General features: G+C 39.7%; 19 protein-coding genes. 5 read left to right on the top strand and 14 right to left on the bottom strand.

Annotated elements, in window-relative coordinates:
• Nucleotides 1-315: 315 nt before the first annotated feature.
• The 6 genes from SLH46_RS17785 to SLH46_RS17760 all read right to left on the bottom strand — a co-directional run bounded on the left by SLH46_RS17785 (nt 316) and on the right by SLH46_RS17760 (nt 5,742).
• The gene (locus tag SLH46_RS17785; protein WP_320282564.1) at nt 316-1,176 is read right to left on the bottom strand and encodes a helix-turn-helix domain-containing protein; all 861 of its coding nucleotides are present in this window, start codon (nt 1,174-1,176) and stop codon (nt 316-318) included.
• A gap of 126 nt (nt 1,177-1,302) precedes the next feature.
• Nucleotides 1,303-2,715, bottom strand: a complete 1,413-nt coding sequence (locus SLH46_RS17780) for a sodium:solute symporter family protein (RefSeq protein ID WP_320282563.1) — start codon at nt 2,713-2,715, stop codon at nt 1,303-1,305.
• Complete coding sequence (locus SLH46_RS17775; protein WP_320282562.1) at nt 2,715-2,942, bottom strand: hypothetical protein; 228 nt, start codon at nt 2,940-2,942, stop codon at nt 2,715-2,717. Before SLH46_RS17775 ends, SLH46_RS17780 begins: the two co-directional genes overlap by 1 nt.
• Before the next feature lie 192 nt (nt 2,943-3,134).
• Nucleotides 3,135-3,977, bottom strand: a complete 843-nt coding sequence (ablB, locus tag SLH46_RS17770) for a putative beta-lysine N-acetyltransferase (RefSeq protein WP_320282561.1) — start codon at nt 3,975-3,977, stop codon at nt 3,135-3,137.
• On the bottom strand, nt 3,967-5,283 hold the full coding sequence (ablA, locus tag SLH46_RS17765) for a lysine 2,3-aminomutase (RefSeq protein ID WP_320282560.1): 1,317 nt from the start codon (nt 5,281-5,283) through the stop codon (nt 3,967-3,969). The genes ablB and ablA overlap by 11 nt, the downstream gene beginning before the upstream one ends.
• 81 nt (nt 5,284-5,364) lie before the next feature.
• Nucleotides 5,365-5,742, bottom strand: coding sequence for a hypothetical protein (locus SLH46_RS17760; protein ID WP_320282559.1), 378 nt, complete (start codon nt 5,740-5,742; stop codon nt 5,365-5,367).
• Between the two features lie 167 nt (nt 5,743-5,909).
• On the opposite strand from SLH46_RS17760, the gene SLH46_RS17755 reads away from it, so the two are divergent.
• Complete coding sequence (locus SLH46_RS17755; protein ID WP_320282558.1) at nt 5,910-8,114, top strand: bifunctional alpha,alpha-trehalose-phosphate synthase (UDP-forming)/trehalose-phosphatase; 2,205 nt, start codon at nt 5,910-5,912, stop codon at nt 8,112-8,114.
• 64 nt (nt 8,115-8,178) lie between these two features.
• Nucleotides 8,179-9,984 (top strand): glycoside hydrolase family 15 protein, encoded by a 1,806-nt coding sequence (locus SLH46_RS17750; RefSeq protein WP_320282557.1) that lies wholly within the window; start codon nt 8,179-8,181, stop codon nt 9,982-9,984.
• Nucleotides 9,985-9,991: 7 nt separating this feature from the next.
• On the opposite strand, the gene SLH46_RS17745 is transcribed toward SLH46_RS17750, so the two are convergent.
• Nucleotides 9,992-10,486: a MarR family winged helix-turn-helix transcriptional regulator gene (locus SLH46_RS17745; protein WP_320282556.1), complete on the bottom strand. Its 495-nt coding sequence runs from the start codon at nt 10,484-10,486 to the stop codon at nt 9,992-9,994.
• A gap of 153 nt (nt 10,487-10,639) precedes the next feature.
• Here SLH46_RS17745 and dinB point away from each other — a divergent pair, with 153 nt between their 5' ends.
• Entirely contained in the window at nt 10,640-11,722 is a 1,083-nt protein-coding gene (dinB, locus tag SLH46_RS17740; protein ID WP_320282555.1) for a DNA polymerase IV, read from the top strand.
• A gap of 134 nt (nt 11,723-11,856) precedes the next feature.
• On the top strand, nt 11,857-12,864 hold the full coding sequence (locus tag SLH46_RS17735) for an alpha/beta hydrolase (RefSeq protein ID WP_320282554.1): 1,008 nt from the start codon (nt 11,857-11,859) through the stop codon (nt 12,862-12,864).
• Nucleotides 12,865-12,982: 118 nt separating this feature from the next.
• Here the strand turns inward: SLH46_RS17735 and pgl are convergent, their stop codons facing one another.
• From pgl to mutY, 7 genes are all read right to left on the bottom strand, one after another.
• Nucleotides 12,983-13,714, bottom strand: coding sequence for a 6-phosphogluconolactonase (gene pgl, locus SLH46_RS17730; RefSeq protein WP_320282553.1), 732 nt, complete (start codon nt 13,712-13,714; stop codon nt 12,983-12,985).
• A gap of 34 nt (nt 13,715-13,748) precedes the next feature.
• Nucleotides 13,749-15,242, bottom strand: coding sequence for a glucose-6-phosphate dehydrogenase (gene zwf / locus SLH46_RS17725; protein WP_320282552.1), 1,494 nt, complete (start codon nt 15,240-15,242; stop codon nt 13,749-13,751).
• 9 nt (nt 15,243-15,251) lie between these two features.
• Nucleotides 15,252-15,887, bottom strand: a complete 636-nt coding sequence (locus SLH46_RS17720; RefSeq protein ID WP_320282551.1) for a 4'-phosphopantetheinyl transferase family protein — start codon at nt 15,885-15,887, stop codon at nt 15,252-15,254.
• Entirely contained in the window at nt 15,887-16,459 is a 573-nt protein-coding gene (gene gldD, locus SLH46_RS17715) for a gliding motility lipoprotein GldD (protein WP_320282550.1), read from the bottom strand. Before gldD ends, SLH46_RS17720 begins: the two co-directional genes overlap by 1 nt.
• Nucleotides 16,460-16,480: 21 nt before the next feature.
• Entirely contained in the window at nt 16,481-17,797 is a 1,317-nt protein-coding gene (gene gldE, locus SLH46_RS17710; protein ID WP_320282549.1) for a gliding motility-associated protein GldE, read from the bottom strand.
• Between the two features lie 15 nt (nt 17,798-17,812).
• Nucleotides 17,813-18,262, bottom strand: a complete 450-nt coding sequence (locus SLH46_RS17705; protein ID WP_320282548.1) for a single-stranded DNA-binding protein — start codon at nt 18,260-18,262, stop codon at nt 17,813-17,815.
• 70 nt (nt 18,263-18,332) lie between these two features.
• Nucleotides 18,333-19,382, bottom strand: a complete 1,050-nt coding sequence (mutY, locus tag SLH46_RS17700; protein ID WP_320282547.1) for an A/G-specific adenine glycosylase — start codon at nt 19,380-19,382, stop codon at nt 18,333-18,335.
• Nucleotides 19,383-19,519: 137 nt separating this feature from the next.
• Between mutY and SLH46_RS17695 the strand changes: the two genes are divergently transcribed.
• A complete protein-coding gene (locus SLH46_RS17695) occupies nt 19,520-19,804 on the top strand; it encodes an HU family DNA-binding protein (RefSeq protein WP_320282546.1) in 285 nt (94 codons plus the stop codon).
• Nucleotides 19,805-19,953 lie beyond the last annotated feature (149 nt).

Here is a 19,953-nt window from a genome sequence, read left to right as displayed (position 1 = left end):
TAATGTTATAATTTGTACGTCTGCCATAACTGTAAATTTTTAAGTTTTATACTATTGTTTTATGCGTGTATTAGTAACATGGTGATTAATGTGAAAAATGAGGCAACCATAATTACTGCTGCAATGCTTAAATACTTTTCAATTGTTGTTTTCATTTTTGTTTCGCTTTATAATATGAATAATTACAGAGGCAAAAGTACAGCAACAGTATGGCAAAGGGTATGACAGAAAATGTCAGGAAAACCTGAGAAGAAGTTAATAAATGTTAAGCCAGAAGTTAATATTGATTGGAAGAATAGCGTCTTTAGCAACTCTCTATTTCGACAGAAATTCATTAAAATTACCGGCAAGGAAAGTGGCTTTTTGATCGGGATGGTCCTCCAATATTCGCTCCCAAATTATATTAAAACCAATTTCTCGAAACCGTTCAACTTTTAGTTCCTGGTAGGTTATTCCGGCAAAAATGTAATTATTCAGTTGTCGTTCTTTAAAATAATAAAGCAACTTATTAATTAAGTAGAAGTTGTTGTCGGTCGAATTCGAGTAGATGGAATAAAAATAAAAGACCGTTGGATTTTCGTCAACATGCCTCGAAAGGTCGTTTTCAGTCAGCTGATGTTCTTGTTTCTTTTGGTCGCGAATCAATCCGTAAGCCTCATATTTTAATGGTAAAATGGCCATGTGTCCACCGTGATAGCCTGAATGATCGCGAATAACAAGGTTAAGTTCGGGTAATATTTTAGCTGCAGTTTTTACTACATCCTGTCGAATAGGTGTGCTATTCTTTTGGTTTTCCTGAATATAGGAGATAAAATTAAAGTCTTTGTCGAGTTCCAGTTGATCAATCCGGCTTGTTTCGTGAGTAATTTCGGCTTTAAAATCGTTGGCGTTTCGTACTACATTCGAAAGCAATGTGAGCGAATACATCCATTTTTTAAAATCGAAATATACCGGCATAGGTAGATTGGTGTTCAGGTTACGAATAAGCTGATGTGGAACGCCAAAATCTTCAACAAGTAACTTTTCTTTATCCGATTTTATGAGGCTCTGGTTGTTCTCCCATCGGATTACAGTGCGAGCATCCACATCCATCATTGCCGCAAAATCAAGTTGAGTCAGGTTGCGATGTTTTCTGTAATCAATCAGAAATTCTCCGAGTGTGTAGTATCTTTTCACGTATTCGAGTTTAAACGTGTAGCTAAGATAAAAAAAATAGTAGACTGACATGTCACATCAGATTCCGGATAAAGTTTGGGGTTAATGTTTCTTACACGAGTAAGAAGGAGAAAAAGGAGTTATAATTTATAACACCTTTTCTCTTTTTATAGAAGCTACAATAATATAAACCAATAGCGAAGCCGCAATTCCAAAAATATTGGCATCCAGTCCGAGCGGAAGTTCCAGTCCCGACAGAATTAGGAACAGTGTTAACGAACCTCCGGTTAGCATGGAGAACAGTGCTGCTAACTTATTTGGGTTTTTGGAGAATAAAGCTGCCAGCACCGGAATAATCATTCCCGAAACCATAAAGGAGTAGGAGTGGAGCATTAAATCCAGCACACTTGTCATTTTTAAGGCCAGTAACAAAGCAATTGATCCAATTATCAAAGTCAGCAACTGCGAAAGAAGCAAACTTTTTCTGCCGTTGTGCAAGCGGAATACATCGGTTAGTAAGTTCCCTGATGCCGCCATTAAACAACTATCGGCAGTTGACATGATGGCCGAAAAATAGGCCGATAACACTATTCCCAGAAAACCAACCGGGAGTATTGTTTTTAGCAATACCGGAAGTCCCATTTCTGCATCGAGGTTTGCTGCGTTATAACCCGGTAATAACTGATTCTCCATAGCTACGCGTGCAAACATTCCTAATATTACTCCTATAAATGCCATTAACGGGTATTCAAATAGTCCGGCAATAAACCAACCACGTTGTGCGGTTTGTGTATTCTTTGCTGCATAAATCCGCTGATAAAGAGTCATCCCGATAAACCAAATTGGAATAATGGTAAACATCCAATTTACAATTTGCTGCCAACTTACATTGCGAAGTGATAAGAACTCGCCAGGGAGTGTGTTTGTAACCGCTTCGAATCCTCCAATACGTACATAGGCAAAAGGTAGACCGACAAAAATCAGCCCTGCCATAAGAATGATCCATTGAATGGTGTCGGTGTAGATAACAGCCTTTAGCCCTCCCAAAACCGTATAAACAATGGCAATTGTTCCCATTAACAGCAAAGCATTATCAATGCTAAGTCCATCAAAAGTTGAGGCAGCCAGTTTTGCTCCTGCAAGTATTTGCGAACTGGTAAACCCCAGATAACCTATGGCAGAGATCAATCCGGCAATTAGTGCCACTTTTCTGTCGAAAACAAATTCCAGAAACTGCGGAAAGGATAGAAATCCTTTTCTACGTGCTAATCCCGAAACTTTTGGAATAAGAAGCACGCCACTTAACCAGGCACCCAGCAAGCCGGTAAATAAAAGCCAGCTTCCTGAAAGGCCCATAGTAAATCCCAGTCCACCCAATCCGATTGAAAAGCCGCCGCCAACATCGGTCGCAACAACTGATAATCCGATGTGGATGCTGCTGAGTTTTCTCCCGCCAACAAAGTAGTCCTCGGTATTTTTGTTTTTTCGAAGAAAATATACCCCAACACCCAGCATGGCAAGGAGGTACACACAGAAAATAGAAAGGTCGATCCAGCTCATTACTTAATATTCACATTAAGCTTCAGGTACGAAGACTGGTCGACATGTTTGATAAAACCACGTTTTATAAGAGACAGTATTGATTCCTGTCCTTTTGTGGCCGACAATTTCAGGTCTTTAATTATATCGCCGTAAACGTATTTTTCTTTTTCTTCTAAAAGTTTTAAAATATCTTTCTCAAAAGGATTTGTGATTTTTTGAATGTCAATTGTTTTTTTGTTACTCATAAATATTTACTGCTTTCTTTTTAATTGTCCTCATTTGTTAATTCCATGTACCGGTCACAGTTTTTCCAACCTTTCATCCCTCGATTACAAAATACGTTTCTGAAAAGAGGCAAAGGCATATCCTTCGATTTTTCTATTCCGTTAAACAGGGGGCAGGTTTTGGCAAAATGGCATCGGTATCCCAGGTTCATATCAAATGTGTTTATATAATACGTTCATACTTTCAATCTTTCCTGCTATATGCGTGTTTTTAATAAGTGTACCGGAATAACGGTAATTCAGTTTCAGAAAAGTTTTGTTCATTCCCGGAGAATTTAGCCGGGCAATGGTATACAGCGTTTTAATGCCCTGTTCTTTCATCGATATTTCCATGGCATCAAGCAAAAGCAAGGCAAGCTTGCGTCCACGATGTTGTGGTAAGGTAGCAAAATCTGTCATCTCTGCATTTTTACCCTCTTTGTCAATCTCTGCAGATGCCAAAGCAATGAGTTGTCCTTCTGCCTCGGCTCCAAAGTATTGAGTTCCGTCTTGCATCGATTTTAAAACAAAACCGGGATTGTAAATGGGGAACGGATAGGTAACGAATACCTTGCGGTAAATTTCCGTTATTTTCTCAAAATCTGTTTTGTCCAGTTTCCTTACCTGCACTTCCGGAACCTTTACTTTTTGTGTAAGAATGAAAGATTCCTGTTGTTCCAGCATCTTATTAAATTCGTTAAGCCGGTCGGTTTCAATTTCAAGCAGCCTGTCGGAATTCAGAAATTTTGATACAAAAAACGCTGTGTATTTATCGTTGTAAAATGCCGGTATCTGCGCTTCGGGGAAAAAGCCATCAGCTAAAAACAACGGAGTAGCAAAGTCCGGAATTTTACAAAATATTTTTGTGTAACCATGTTTTCTGGCTAACTCATTAATCTCGTGAATAAATGTTGTGTTACAATCAGAAGGATTCAGTTTCATCAGGTAAACGCGGCTGTTTAATTGCCCATGATGAATAACACTTCCGTTGCCAATTTTTTCAATTTTATCCTGCATCTTCCTCCCTTCTGTTCATCCGTTCGTTGTCTTCCGGCACCAGCGATATAGCATCGTTGGTATCCGATAATAACTTTTCAATACCAATTGCTTCGGTTTCATCGCCTTCTTCAATTTTTAAATCGAGGTTGCAGTTGTCGCAATCCCTGTCGCACATTTTTTGCTCATAAGAGTCTGGTTCTTTATAGGTGGTAATTACGCCTTCGTAGTTCCGAAGCACCACTTTATTTGTCGACCATGAAATAATATAATTAGGCATTACCGGAATCTTTCCACCTCCTCCGGGTGCATCTATTACATAAGTAGGTCTTGCAAAACCACTTGTATGGCCAACCAAACTTTCCATAATCTCTATTCCTTTTCCAATAGGTGTTCTGAAATGTGACAACCCTTCAGAAAGATCGCATTGGTACAGATAATAAGGTCGTACTCGGTTCTGAACAAGTTTATGAAGCAATGATTTCATAATTCTCGGACAGTCGTTTACATCGGCCAACAAAACGGATTGGTTACCCAATGGGAATCCGCCATCGGCCAGTTTTGCTAAAGCTTCTTTAGATGAGGCGGTTATTTCTTTTGGGTGATTAAAGTGCGTGTTGATCCATAATGGTTGGTATTTCTTTAATATTGAAATCAGGTTATCGGTAATTCGGTAGGGGAGAACAACCGGCATTCTTGTTCCTATTCTTACGATTTCAACATGAGGGATTTCGGTGATCTTTGCCAATAGCCAGTCTATTTTACTGTCAGGTAGCATAAAAGGATCGCCACCAGACAACAATACATCTCTAACCTGTGGTGTGTTGGCAATGTAGTCGATTCCTTTTTGCAACTGATCTTTTGACGGTACAAAGTCGATATCGCCAACCTTACGTTTGCGTGTGCAGTGGCGACAATACATCGAACAGGTATTACTTACGTGAAAAAGTACGCGGTCGGGATAACGATGTGTAATTCCCTCAACCGGGCTGTCGCGGTCCTCCGACAACGGATCTTCCAGTTCTGATTTTAATGTGACCAGCTCTTCAATACCTCCGAAAGACTGTTTAAAAACCGGGTCGTTTTTAAAATCCTGCTTGTTAATTAACGAAAGGTAATAAGGCGTTATCGATAAAGGAAATTTTTCGAATGTTTCACCTAACTTTTTCCTTTCTTCATCTTCAAATTTAACTCCCAATAGTTCTTCAAACTTATCCAAACTTCTTATTGAATGTCGTAATTGCCACTTCCAGTCTCTCCATTTTGAAAGTTGTGCTTCCGATTCGATTTTTTGTGCAATTGTCTGCTGTCTGTTATTATATATCATAAAACTTTTTTTACCCGAGATCTTTCGGGTGATTGCTGTCTGTCTGTAGTGAATTATTGAGCTACACCAATAAAGGTGATGCTAATTAGGGACGTACATCAGTTTTATGTTTCTGATGTCGTTCTTAATAATTGCTTCTTCGGCTGCGCTCAAATTTGGTTCGGGCACAATAATGAATAGTTCCCCCTGCCGAACTTTGGTGTAATGGGAAAAAATACGCCACTTTTCTGCGTCTATTTTGCTGTTTAGTTGTATTTCGTAAATATTGGTTTCTCCATTCTGCTCAATGGTTAAAATATCCGGTGAAAATACGTCACGAGATGATTGTGTTGTTATTTGGGGAGATGACGAGTAACTATTCAATAAACCTGTTTGAACAGATAGTTCGTAAGACTGTTCTTCTAGTTGAGAAATAACTGTTTTAGCAACCTGCTGTTTTGTTAGCGAAGTAATGTTCATAAATTAAATAGTTTCTATGCGAACAAAATTAGAAAAAAATAACGGCATACAAATTCAGCTGCGTGTTAAATTCATTGTTAATATTGATTTCATGTAAGCGTAATGTACATTTGTGTATATAACAATATATTTGTAGATTAAAATAATTTCTATAGAAATAATAATATATGAGTAAACTAATAATTGCCTCTAACAGGCTCCCGGTAATGATAAACAAAGATGACGATGGTATGACTATTAAATCAAGCGCCGGAGGACTGGCAACAGGTTTAAAATCGTATCATAAAGAGGGCAACAGTGTTTGGATTGGTTGGCCCGGAGTTATGCCTGAAACAAAAGAAGAAGCTAAAGAAATTACTCAACTACTCGAAACGCAGAAATGTCTTCCGGTATTTTTAAACGAAGAATTGATTTCTAACTATTACGATGGATTTAGCAATGCCACACTGTGGCCGTTATTTCACTATTTTGCTGAATTTGCCGAGTTTAACGAAACATACTGGCAATCGTACTGCCAGGTGAACGAACTTTTTGCCAATGCGATAATTGAGCAGGCCGAAGAAAACGATATTGTGTGGGTACACGATTATCAGCTATTACTTTTACCACAGATCCTTCGCGAAAAAAGACCCGATCTAACCATTGGTTTCTTCCTGCATATCCCGTTTCCATCGTACGAATTAATCCGAATTTTGCCCTGGCGCGAAAAACTGGTGGACGGATTACTTGGAGCCGATCTCATAGGTTTTCATACATACGATTATGCCCGACACTTTATAAGTTCGGTAAAACGACTCTTGGGTTACGATGTTGATTTTAATCAGATTAAGATTGATGGCCGTCAGGTATTTATTGATGTGTTTCCGATGGGTATCGATTTTGAAAAATTTGAATCGCATGCACTTAAGATTCAGAGTAAACCTGTTCAGGAACGATCGAAAGAACATCAGGATATCGACAGGTTTCTTCTCAGTATGCCAAACCGAAAATTGATTCTGTCGATTGATAGGCTCGATTATACAAAAGGAATACCGCAACGTTTACATGCATTCAGGCACTTTTTGGAAGAACATCCGGAGTATCGCGAGCAGGTTTCCCTGATAATGCTTACCGTTCCGTCGCGTACAGATGTGGAACAATACCAGAACCTTAAAAACGAAGTTGATGTGCTGGTAGGTAACATAAACGGTGAGTTTGGTACCTTGAACTGGAATCCGGTGATTTATTTCTACAGGTCTGTTCCTTTCGAGAACCTAATTGAGTTATACAGTTCGGCAGATGTGGCTTTACTTACACCGCTTCGCGATGGAATGAACCTAGTGGCCAAAGAATACCTTGCATCAAAAGTTAACCGAAAAGGGGTGCTGATATTGAGTGAAATGGCAGGTGCCGCAAAAGAACTTGGAGAAGCCATTTCTGTTAACCCGAATAATATCCCGGATACTGCCGATGCGATTTATAAAGCCCTGGTAATGTCGGACAGCGAGAGTGAGAAGGCGATTACTACCATGCAACAACGTATTAAACGCTACGACATTCATAAGTGGGCATCCGAATTTATGACGGCACTTCATAAAACCATTGAGCAACGTTCGGAACATCACGCGCGAAAGTTGACGGCAAGAATAAAAAGCAAAATTCAGACGGAGTTTTCCGAGGCGAAATCAAGAGTGCTATTCCTCGATTACGACGGAACACTGCAGCGTTTTTATGCCAACCCACAGTCGGCCAGTCCTGATGAGGAACTGTATAACCTGCTGGACAAACTGGCGGCCGATAATAAAACAAAACTGGTGTTGGTGAGTGGCCGCGACAGGGAAACTTTTGATCGTTGGTTTGGCAATAAAAAGTATACCCTAATTGCGGAACATGGTGCGTGGTTAAAAGAAGTTGGAAAAGGATGGGTTGAACGTAAACCCGTTCATACCGAGTGGAAAGAAAATATTTTGCCGGTTCTTGAATCGTATGTTGATCGCACGCCGGGAAGTTTGATCGAAGAAAAAACCTATTCACTTGTTTGGCACTATCGCAAAGCCGATATTGAATTAGGCGTGTTGCGTGCACTTGAGTTGGTTCACGATATTTCAAACCTGATTTTCAATCAGGATCTGGAAATTCTTGAAGGTAAAAAAGTGGTTGAAATAAAGGTTTCGGGTATTAATAAGGGAACCGCTGCAACAGAGTTCCTCTACGGCAATTCGTCTGATCTTATAATGGCTTTAGGCGATGACTGGACGGATGAGTTCCTGTTTAAAGAACTTCCGGAACAAGCTCATACAATTAAAGTCGGAAGCGAAAATTCAGTAGCCAAATATTACCTCAACAATTATAAAGAGGTAAGAACCTTTTTAGGCAGTCTTGTAAAATCATAGTTAAAAAAGAAATCATACAAGAGGTTTCTGTTATTATTTATTCAAATTTCAATAGGTTACAATCATGGATAATTTGAACTATGCAATGATCGGAAATTGCAAAAGTGCTGCATTAATTTCCGATAAAGGATCGATTGACTGGTGTTGTTTACCCGATTTTAACTCTTCATCGGTGTTCGCCAAAATACTGGATGAAAAGAAAGGCGGGAGTATGGAATTCCTGGTGGACGACAGTTATGAAATTAGTCAAAGCTACATAAGAACAACAAATATTGTTTCAACATTCTTTAAAAACGAAGACTCATGTTTTGAAGTGGTGGACTTTATGCCACGGTATAAAACAAACGAGTTTGGGTACTTTACGCCACCCGAAATAATCCGTTACATAAAATACAAGTGGGGAAAGCCAAGCTTTAAAATCAGGTATAATCCAAAAGTGGAATATGCACGATTTAAAACCAATACGGTTGTTGACGAAGAATATATAAAATGTTACACTACCGAGGGAGATTATGATTCGCTCTACCTGTATACTGACCTCGATAAACAGGCCATTGTAAATGAAGAGGAGATCACGTTAACGAAAAATGCTTTTGTGCTTGTTTCGTACGATCAGAAGCTGTTGACCCAGACACTTGACAGACAGTATCTTAAACTACAGAAAACAAAGGTGTACTGGTTGGAGTGGGCGAATAAACTCACATCATTTACAAAATACAATAGCGAGATTGTTCGAAGTGCCCTAGTGTTAAAACTCTTAAGTTACGACAAGTCGGGAGCCGTTTTGGCCGCTGCTACAACTTCGTTGCCCGAAACAATTGGTGAGGAAAGAAACTGGGATTATCGTTTCTGCTGGATACGCGATGCGTCGATGGTTATTAAAGTAATGTCGAGCCTGGGGCACCTGAATACCGTAAAACGATTCATGCGTTTTATTATCGATATTATTCCGGATAAAGATGAAAAGATCCAGATTATGTACGGTATTAATCGCGAGAAAAAGCTTGAAGAGGAAGTGCTTGACCATTTAAGCGGTTACCAAAATTCGTACCCGGTACGCGTTGGGAATGCTGCCTACATTCAAAAGCAGAACGACATTTATGGCATTCTGATGGATGTGATTTACCAGCAGTTTACCGAGTTTAAAATTTCGCTTGAAGACAGTGAGTCGCTGTGGACAATTGTTAGAAGCATCGTAAAAACGGTAGCCAATAACTGGACGAAACCGGACAAAGGGATTTGGGAGATTCGAACAGAAGACAGGCATTTCACTTTCTCGAAAGTACTTTGTTGGGTGGCCATCGATAGAGCGATTAAAATTGCACACTTCATTCATAAAGATAGTTACATGAACGAATGGCAACCGCTGGCTGATACAATAAAAGCTGACATTTTTGCCAATGCCTGGAATGAAAAAGCAGGTGCATTTACTCAGGCGTATGGATCAGAAGACCTTGATGCATCGACACTTTTAATGCATTCTTACGGATTTATCGATCCTAAAGATGAGCGCTTTGTAAAAACGGTTCAGGCAACTGAACGTGAACTGTGTTTTGAAGGGCTTATGTACAGGTATAAAAATCAGGATGATTTTGGTTTGCCAAGCTCATCGTTTACAATTTGTACATTCTGGCTGATAAACGCTTTAAATGCCACAGGGCAGCGCAAAAAGGCAAAAAAACTTTTCGATCAGTTGTTGTCGTACAGTAATCATGTAGGGCTGTTTAGCGAGGATATCGATTTTAAAACCAAACGTTTATTGGGAAATTTCCCGCAGGCTTATTCGCATTTGGCACTAATTGAAACGGCCATTAACTTCGCGAAAGGAGAAACAACGGAAGATGAACAGATTCTTGACGCAATACATTAGAAATTAACTAAATAAGCTGATCGTTATTTGTTTCAAGCTCCGAATCGAGCGTAATCATCGGAGAGGCTTCAATTTTCTCAATATCAAGGATTTTAACCAGGGTGTTTAATCCTGCTTCAACAGTTGCCAACTCACTTTCGTTAAGTTGTAAAAGCTTTTCCGAAAGTTGTTCGTGCAATAACGAAGGTATGGAGCTTAATAACTTGTGGCCTGCCGAAGTAAGTGTAATATTCACAACACGTTTATCACCGGTTTTCGGAAGCCTTGCCAGGAATCCTTTTTTTTCCAATCGGTTAATAATACCGCTAACGGTACTTGGATTTAAGTTGAGATATTTTCTAATCTCGCCCTGCGTAGATTGGTAATTCGGAGATTCATTTAAAAAACTTAAACAAAGGACCTGTGGAATACTCACGCCATGTTCTTTCTGTATTTTTTTCGATTCGATGTCGACTGAACGAACTATTTTTCTGATTTTGATTAAAATATCCGTGGTTTCCATTTTCTTCGTATGCAAATTTTTTGCTAATATAACGTGAATATGGGATAAGCGATCGTAGCGGCTATGGAAAATTTTAGGATGAACTATAAACAGGTTGGCAAAATCACCGCTTGTTTGTTATTCCGGAGAGTTTGATTCGTAAGTAATTGTACAATGCAGGCAGAGTCCAATCGAAAAATAATACATGTTGACATGGATGCATTTTTTGCATCGGTTGAACAGCTCGATCATCCGGAGTTGCGTGGTAAGCCTGTTGCCGTGGGTGGAACCAGCGAGAGGGGTGTGGTTGCAGCTGCCAGTTACGAAGCCCGAAAATTTGGTGTACGATCAGCCATGTCGTCGAAAGTGGCAAAACGTAAATGCCCCGACCTGATTTTTGTAAAACATCGTTTCGATCGTTATAAGGAAATTTCTTCGCAGATACGAACCATTTTTCTGGAATATACCGACCTGGTGGAGCCGCTTTCGCTCGACGAGGCCTACCTCGATGTTACCTACACCAAAAAGGGCAGGCCCTCGGCAACATTGATCGCGAAGGAGATCAGGCAACGCATTTTTAATGAAACCGGTTTAACGGCGTCGGCCGGTGTGTCGTACAATAAGTTTCTGGCAAAAGTCGCCTCCGATGTGAATAAACCCAACGGAATGTTTGTGGTAACTCCTGACAAAGCACAGGCATTTATTGACCAGTTGGAAATCCGAAAATTCTTTGGAATAGGAAAGGTGACTGCAAAAAAGCTCAACGAAATGGGCGTTTGGTATGGCCGCGATTTAAAACTAATCGATCGGCTGGAACTAACCCGGATGTTTGGAAAGGCCGGCAACTACTATTATGATATTTGCCGGGGAATTGATAACAGGGAGGTACAACCGTCGCGCGAAAGAAAATCGGTTGGTGCAGAGAATACCTTCTCACAGGATTTGTTCCGTGAAGAAGAACTGAAAAAGGAACTTTTAGTAATTACCGAAAAAGTTTGGGAGCGGGCAAGCCGGTCAGGAGTAAAAGCCAAAACTGTAACCTTAAAGTTTAAATATGCCGATTTTGAACAACATACCCGCAGCAAAACCCTTGAGCCATTTATTGTTTCAAAAGAAATCTTTATTCGCGAAAGCCTGAAACTGATAAAACTGGAAGGTGGATTTGTAAAAGGAATTCGGCTACTGGGACTAACACTCTCGAACTTTTTGCACGAGCAGGAGGGAGAGATTGGTGTTCAGCTGGTGATAGAATTTTAATTTCGATTAGTGAAAAATTATTGTTGAACTATATTATGTCCTTTAACTCTCGTATCTTTCCATCTAATTAATAATCATGCAGGCCGATTGGGAAAAATACTGCCAGCTTCGGTCTTTGAGCTTCAGAATTCATTATGAAACGAATTAAACGCTTTTTACTTATTGTTATTCTTTTGGTGATAATTGCTTATCTGTTGGGACCCAAACCACCAAAACCCGAATTAAATAAAGACCTGCCATCAATTTCGGCAAGTATTGCGAATATTGAAAGTTTTGTAGAACGAAAAGAAGCTGCATTTTCGATAAAACCGGATAACGAATCGAGGATATTTTGGGCGAACGATTCGCTAAAGGAAAGAACGGATTATTGTGTGCTTTACCTGCACGGATTTTCGGCATCGTGGTATGAGGGGCATCCGGCGCATGAGCGTTTTGCACAGCATTTTGGCTATAACTTATACATTCCGCGCTTGCACGATCATGGGTTGGTTACCGAAGATCAGCTGATTGATATGACACCGGATAAATTGTATGCATCGGCAAAAGAAGCTTTGATGATTGCCCGGGGAATGGGAAGGAAAGTGATTATAATGAGTACTTCAACCGGAGGAACACTTGGACTAAAACTGGCCGCTGATTTCCCGGAGTATGTGGATGGATTGATTCTTTATTCCCCGAATATAAAGGTGTATAACAAATCGATGGTACTATTGTCGAAACCGTGGGGATTACAAATTGGACGAAAAGTTATGGGGGGGAAATATCGCGTTTCTGATGATGACCCAGAGTCGGAGGATTGTAAATACTGGAATTGTAAATATCGGGTAGAAGCGCTGGTTTATTTGCAGCAATTATTAGATGCCACCATGACCAAAGAAACGTTTAACCGGGTGACGGTGCCTGTATTTCTGGGGTACTATTATAAGGATGATGAGAACCAGGATAATACCGTTAGTGTTGATGCAATGCTCGATATGTTTGATGAACTGGGAACATTGCCGTCGCAAAAGATTAAAAAGGCATTTCCTGATGCCGGCAACCATGTTATTGCCTGCGATCTAAGCTCGGGAAGTGTTGAAGAGGTTATAAACGAAACCATTCGTTTTGGTGAAGGAATTCTGGGTTTAAAACCAACGAACTAGCAAGAAAATAATCTAGTCAGCAAGTTTAATCCAAACTGGGATTTTCTGAATCAAAAGGTCTATTTCTCCTTGTAACAGATTTCTCCTCGTGCCTCGTCGAAATGACAGATTCTTATCGTTATGATATTTGTGCAGCAGCTTCCTCGTCCAAAAACCAGGTGAGAGTACCATTTTCCGGCGAAATATAATAGGCTGGCAATAATTGAGCGGCATCGTTATCATTCATAATTTCCGATATCCGTAAGGCCTTATTCGTTCCGGTAACAAGAAAAAATACCTGGTTGGCATTATTTATTACGTTGCCTGTAATTGTAATTCGTTTTTGTCCGGTAAGCGGATGAACAGCAACAGCACAGTTTTGCTCGTGTTCAAATAAATCCAATTGATCAGGAAAGATTGATGCAGTATGACCATCGTCGCCAAGTCCGAGAATAATCAAGTCGAACACCGGGTTTTTACCCCTTGAGTTTAATGTGTCTTCCATTTCTTTCGAATAACGAAGTGCTTCCAGTTCCGGATCTTGTTCGCCTTGTATCCGATGTATATTATTTTCCGGAATATTAATGTTCGAAATCAGGTAGTCAACGGTCATTTTATAGTTGCTTTGTTCGTCGGTTGGAGGAACGCAACGTTCGTCGCCCCACCACAAATGAATCCTTTGCCATGGAACCTGCTCAGCATATTTTTTACTGATCTTTTTAAAAAGTCCTTTAGGTGAATAACCGCCCGAAAGCGCAATGTCGAAAATTTCCTGATTAGAATTTTGTACCATCTTAATGATCTCCTTCGCGATGGCATTGTAAACATTCTTAGGTTTAGAATAAATTTTCACTTCAGTAAAGGTTTCCATCTCAATTAGTTTAATGCTTCTTCACAAATATATGTTAAAGTTCACAATACAAACCATCGTTAGATAAGTTTTTGCAAGGATAGCGCCATTTTCCGTTTCCAATTAATTTGTCCGAATCTTCTGGCCCCCAACTACCTGCAGGGTAACCGTAAATTGGGATTTCAGGATTGGTATCCCAGGCGTTGATTATTGGCTGAACAAATTTCCAGGCTGCTTCAACAGCGTCGCCACGGGCATAAAGTGTAGCATCTCCCTGCATACAATCAAGCAAAAGGCGCTCGTATGCCGCCGGAACTTTTTTGTCGGCCAGATCGGAGTAATGGAAATCCATATTTACCGTTTGTACCTTAAATCCTGTTCCGGGAGTTTTCATTCCAAACTTTAGCAGAATACCTTCATCGGGTTGAATACGAATAATCAACTGGTTATTGCCCTGCGATCCTTCCTGTCCAAATAAATGATGAGGTACTTTTCTGAAGTGAATAACAATTTCGGTAACACGTGTGGGGAGTTTCTTACCTGTTCGAATGTAAAACGGAACACCTGCCCAGCGCCAGTTATCGATAAAGAACTTTAACGCGACAAAAGTTTCGGTACGGGATAATTTTGCTACACCCGGCTCTTCGCGGTAACCTGCCACTTTTTTACCAGCGATGGTTGAGGAAGTGTACTGGCCACGAATAACAAAGCGTGATACTTCATTCTCTTTAATCGGACGAAGTGACTGAAATACTTTTAGCGTTTCGTTCCTGATGGCATCGGCTTCCACAACCACCGGTGGTTCCATGGCTACAAATCCGGCCACCTGAAGCAAGTGGTTTTGTAACATGTCGCGCATGGCTCCCGAGTTTTCGTAATATCCTCCACGTCCTTCTACTCCCAGACTTTCTGCCGAAGTAATCTCCACACGCTCGATATAACGCCGGTTCCAAAGCGGCTCAAAAATTCCGTTGGCAAAACGCGTTACAAGCATATTCTGAACCGTTTCTTTACCGAGGTAATGATCGATACGGTAAATCTGCTCTTCTTCAAAATAGTTCAGCAACTGTTTGTTTAATTCTTTTGCCGAAGTTAAATCGGTTCCAAAAGGTTTTTCAACAATTAAACGCCTGAAATATTTATCGGATTTCGATAGTCCGTTTTCGCATAAATGTTTTGGTATTACCGGGTATAAAGATGGGGGAGTTGACAGGTAAAATATATAGTTCTTTTCTATTTCCAAAGAATTGGAAATGGTTTCCAATCGTTCTTTTAATGGGATCAAATCATCGGCCGAATCATTTTGAACCGCCTGGTAAAACAACATTTTCTTAAACTCTGCTGCTTTTTCGTCGTCGGGTAAAAACTCGTCGGCTCGTTTTCTGAAATCATCGTCAGAAAGCGCAGAACGGGAAGCACCAATCACCGCGAACTTTTTGGGCAAAAGATTTTGCAGGTAAAGTTCGAAAAGTGCCGGAATTAACTTACGTTTTGTAAGGTCTCCCGATGCCCCGAAAATGATTAATATTTGATCTTCTGCTTTCTTCATAATCAATTTTTACTTTTCAACGCAATACACCAGAACATTGTTTTTTATAAGGTGATAATTTAAACGATATTTTATTGTACCCGACGGATGGATCAGTTTTCCTGAAAATTCATTTCCGGCTGTGTAATCAAACGGATCGATGATAATCTGCTCGTTAAACTGAATTCCTAACATGCCCGAACACTTGTAAATAGCTTCTTTTGCTGCCCAAAGCATAATTTTTGCCAGTTGAGGGTGCGAGCCCTTTTTTATAAAATCCATTTCGCTTGGGGCAACAAAACGAGTTACAACTTTTTCAATGTTTCTGTCTAATTGTTCAATGTCAATACCAACCGGTTCATCAGAAATAATAACTGCCGCCAGATTGGCCGAGTGTGTTATGCTGATGTTTAAATCTGAATCTTTAAAAACCGGTTTCCCCGATGATTTTGTATAACTAATTTCAGGATATCCGGGAAAAATTTGTTGTAAAGTCAACCGGCTTGCAAGGAATTCCCGGCGCCTTTTTTCAGCACGGAAAGAGTTAAATCGCTCCAAATCTGCCAGGTGTAATTGGCAGTTTTTTAATAAATCATCAGCCGATTCGCTGAGTTCCCAAATACCAATTGTACCACTTTTACTCTCTATTTTTTCTATCAGTGGCATTAGTTATTCCAGCTAGTGGTTTCGATTAAATGTATAATATCGGGTTCGATAAAGTTTATTACCGGGCTCAGCGAGTCGATATCGGGTACTTCGCGAATGTAAAAAGCACCGCGTAAAAAATGCCGGGTGCTGTCGGTGAGGAAAAACTGCATTGGCGAAGCCGCATTTCCTTCAATGGCGTAAATTGTTCCGTACACCTTTTGCTGCGGATTTAAAAATAAACGTTCGTCAATTGCATCGGCTTTTACCGAATGTTTGTAGGCCAAAGTTCTTGTTTCTTCCATTAACTCGAATAAAAGCTGGTCGCTGTCGATGTCGTAATACGATATGTGTATCTCAACTTTATTCGCCGGTACAGCAACATTTATCCAATAGGGTTTATCCGGATTTCTGTTGTCTTTTTCAATTTGTGCATATTCCGGAATTTCAAAATTATAAGGAAATGAATGATCAAGTGCGGTGTAACTTTTTTCGGGAAAATCGATGCGATAGTATCCGCGTGGTTTCGGCGTGTAGTTTTCCTTACATCCAAAAACAAACAACAGTAATAAAAGTATTAATGTGTTTCTCATCTCCCTAAATCTTTCTGTGTATTAATTGATAACCACCTTAATTTGTTTAATCCGGCGGTTGTCCACTTCTTCAATGGTAAACGAAAACTGTTTACATTTTACCTTTTCTTTTAACGTTGGAATCTCTCCTTTTATTTCAAGAATAAGACCGGCAAGTGTATCGGCATCGCCTTTAACGTCATCGAAAACGGTGTCGTCACAGTTTACGATTTTATAAAAATCGCCTAATAAAACTTTGGCGTCAAAAATCCAGGTGTTTTCTGCCAATTTGGTAAAGAAGTCTTCTTCTTCGTCAAATTCGTCGGTAATATCACCAACAATTTCTTCCAGAATATCTTCCAGCGTTACAATTCCAGAAGTTCCGCCATACTCATCAACAACAATGGCCAGGTGCACTTTTGTTTTCTGGAATTCCTCCAAAAGTGAACTGATCTTTTTTGTGTCGGGAACATAAAACGGCGGACGAATCAGTGTTTGCCATTTAAACGACTTTGTTTTATGGCTGTGCTGAAGTATATCTTTAATGTAAAGCAGGCCGCTGATATTATCGAACGAATCGATATAAACCGGAATTCGTGAGTAACCTGAATCGTTGATTACATCAAGAACATCTTCGAAATTTGCTTTAATATCAAGCGAAACCACATCAACACGCGGAGTCATAATTTCTTCCACGCTTTTATTTCCGAACTTTACAATACCTTCCAGAATTTCTTTTTCTTCCGATAATTCCTGGTCCGAGGTTAGTTCAAGCGCCTGCGAAATCTCGTCCATCGAGATGTTCTTTTTGTGCTTTAAAAGCCTGCGGTTTACAAATCCTGTGGAGTAGATTAATATGGCATTTACCGGGCGGAACAGTTTTTCGAGTACTTGCAATGGCAAGGCCATAAAACGTGCAAAACGCAGGGCAAAGTGGGTGGCATAAACTTTTGGAAAAATCTCGCCAAAAAGTAAAAGGAAAAACGTAATAACCACTACCTGGAAAATAAACTCCAGTGTATCATTTTCAAAAGACACCAGGTTACTTGAAATGTAGGCCGTTAAAATTACGATACCAACATTCACAAAATTATTTGCCACTAAAATAGTAGCCAGCAGTTTTTCCGGGCTATCCAGGTTATGAATTACACGTTCGTTGTTTTTTCCCTTGTGTTTCAGCTTTTGTTTATCACTTGCCGTAAGCGAAAAATAAGCTACTTCAGAACCGCTTATCAACGCAGAAGTAAACAACAAAAACAGCACAATCACTATTGAAACGATAATTCCAAAATCGATAGGGTGTAGTTGAATTTGCCACGAGCCTGATGAGGCCAAACTTAATAGCGGTTCTGTTTCCAAATTTTATAATTTTGGTTAGAAAGGAAGATCCTCGTCGCCCTCCGGTTCTTCAATATCCGGTTGCGAAACTTGTGGTGTAGGTGCAGAACCCGAGTTTTGCATTGCTCCGCCTTGTTCTACTGATCCCTGGTTGTCACCGCGGTTTCCAAGCATTTGCATTTGATCGCCGTAAATCTCAGTAACATAACGTTTGTTGCCATCCTTGTCGTCGTACGAGCGGGTACGTATTCTTCCTTCAATGTACAGTTGGCGTCCTTTGGTAACATATTTTTCAGCCACTTCGGCCAAACCTCTCCACAAAACAATATTGTGCCATTCGGTTGTAGTTACACGTTCGCCGCTTTTAGCGGTATAACTTTCAGAAGTCGCCAACGGAAAATTTGCAACTGCAACACCCGTGTCGAGGTGACGTACTTCTGGATCTTTTCCTACGTTTCCAACAAGAATAACTTTGTTTACTGACATAATCTTAAATTTATTTGGTTAACATTTTTCAGAGCTAATAAGAATCTGTAATTATTCACCGGTTTTATTATTAAATCTCCAGACCGGCCTCATGTAAAAACTGTTCTACCAATCGGGATACAGCAAATTTAGAAATATCTTTTTTATTTACCCGAATAAGATGCGACGGAATGTTAAAATTGGGGGTAACTTCAACATAGATCATCTTTGCATAAATTATCTGGTGGCTTAATACGTGTTTTTTTTCTGCTGAAAGCTGTTTGATATTTGCTCCCGGAGCATTGATAGGCAAGTCCGTTTTTAATAAATCTTCATCGCTTATGGCTTTTTCGCTTTCAATTAATGGCAGCTGGTACAGGTTTTTCCAAATATCTTCGCCCGTTCTTTTTTCCAGTAAAACAGTGTCGCCTATATTATATAAGTAATAGTAGAAAAAACGTTGTCGTTGTTTCGTCTTTTTTTCTTTAACCGGCAAACCGCTTACCTGGTTGTTGTTGAAAGCATAACATTCCATTGCCACGGGGCAGTTTTTGCAATCAGGCGATTTCGGAATACATTGTAAAGCTCCAAATTCCATTAAGGCCTGGTTGTGCATGCCCGGATCGTGTCCGCTTATTAATTCTTCGGCCAGTTCCTGAAACTCTTTTTTTCCCCGCGTAGAATCAATAGGAGTATTAATACCATAGAATCTTGCCAGAACACGATAAATATTTCCATCCACAGCCGGATAGGGAAGATTAAACGCAATTGAAGCAATGGCAGCGGCTGTGTACGGGCCAACTCCCTTTAATGCCAGAATACTTTTATAGTCGGTTGGAAAGTTACTGTTAAACTCCGAAGCAATTATTTTAGCCGATGCATGCAGGTTTCGTGCCCGTGAATAATATCCCAGTCCCTGCCAAAGTTTTAGTACTTCATCCTCTGCTGCATTAGCCAGCTCGTTCACTGTCGGATAGTTCTCGGTAAAACGTTGGAAGTAGTTCATTCCCTGATCGACTCGGGTTTGCTGAAGTATAATTTCCGAGAGCCAAATCTTATATGGATCCTTATTTTTTCGCCATGGTAAATCGCGTTGATTCACCGCATACCATTTATAAATACTAGTCAGGAAATTGTCCATTCTTCGCTAAGTGGTTAAAAATCTTACAGAAAAACAAAAATAATTTATTTGAAATGCTTTTCGGTTTTATAATATTTTTTATTTTTGCATCCTCGATTAAAAACGATTAATATATTGAAAATTAAATATTTTAAGAGATGACTAAGGCAGATATTGTAAATGAAATTTCGAAAGAAACAGGAATTGAAAAGGTAACTGTTCAAAAGACAGTTGAAGCTTTTATGGAAACCGTAAAAGATTGTTTAGTTGATGGTAAAAATGTTTACCTGAGAGGTTTTGGTAGTTTTGTAGTTAAGAAAAGAGCAGAAAAAACTGCCCGCAACATTTCTAAGAACACAACCATTATCATTCCTGCACACAATATACCTTCATTTAAACCAGCGAAGACATTTGTTTCAGAAGTTAAAAATCAAGTAAAATAAAGAGTTATGCCAAGCGGTAAAAAAAGAAAGAGACACAAGATGGCCACTCATAAGCGCAAAAAAAGATTGCGTAAAAACAGGCACAAGAAAAAGAAATAAGATATTAGTGAGATAATTTCTTATAGTTATAGAGTAAACCTAAAGCATAC

Origin of the sequence: Draconibacterium sp. IB214405 (assembly GCF_033963885.1) — a bacterium.
Lineage (GTDB): Bacteria > Bacteroidota > Bacteroidia > Bacteroidales > Prolixibacteraceae > Draconibacterium.
The sequence above is the reverse complement of the archived record's forward strand: the minus strand, read 5'-3'. Positions and strand labels throughout refer to the sequence as shown.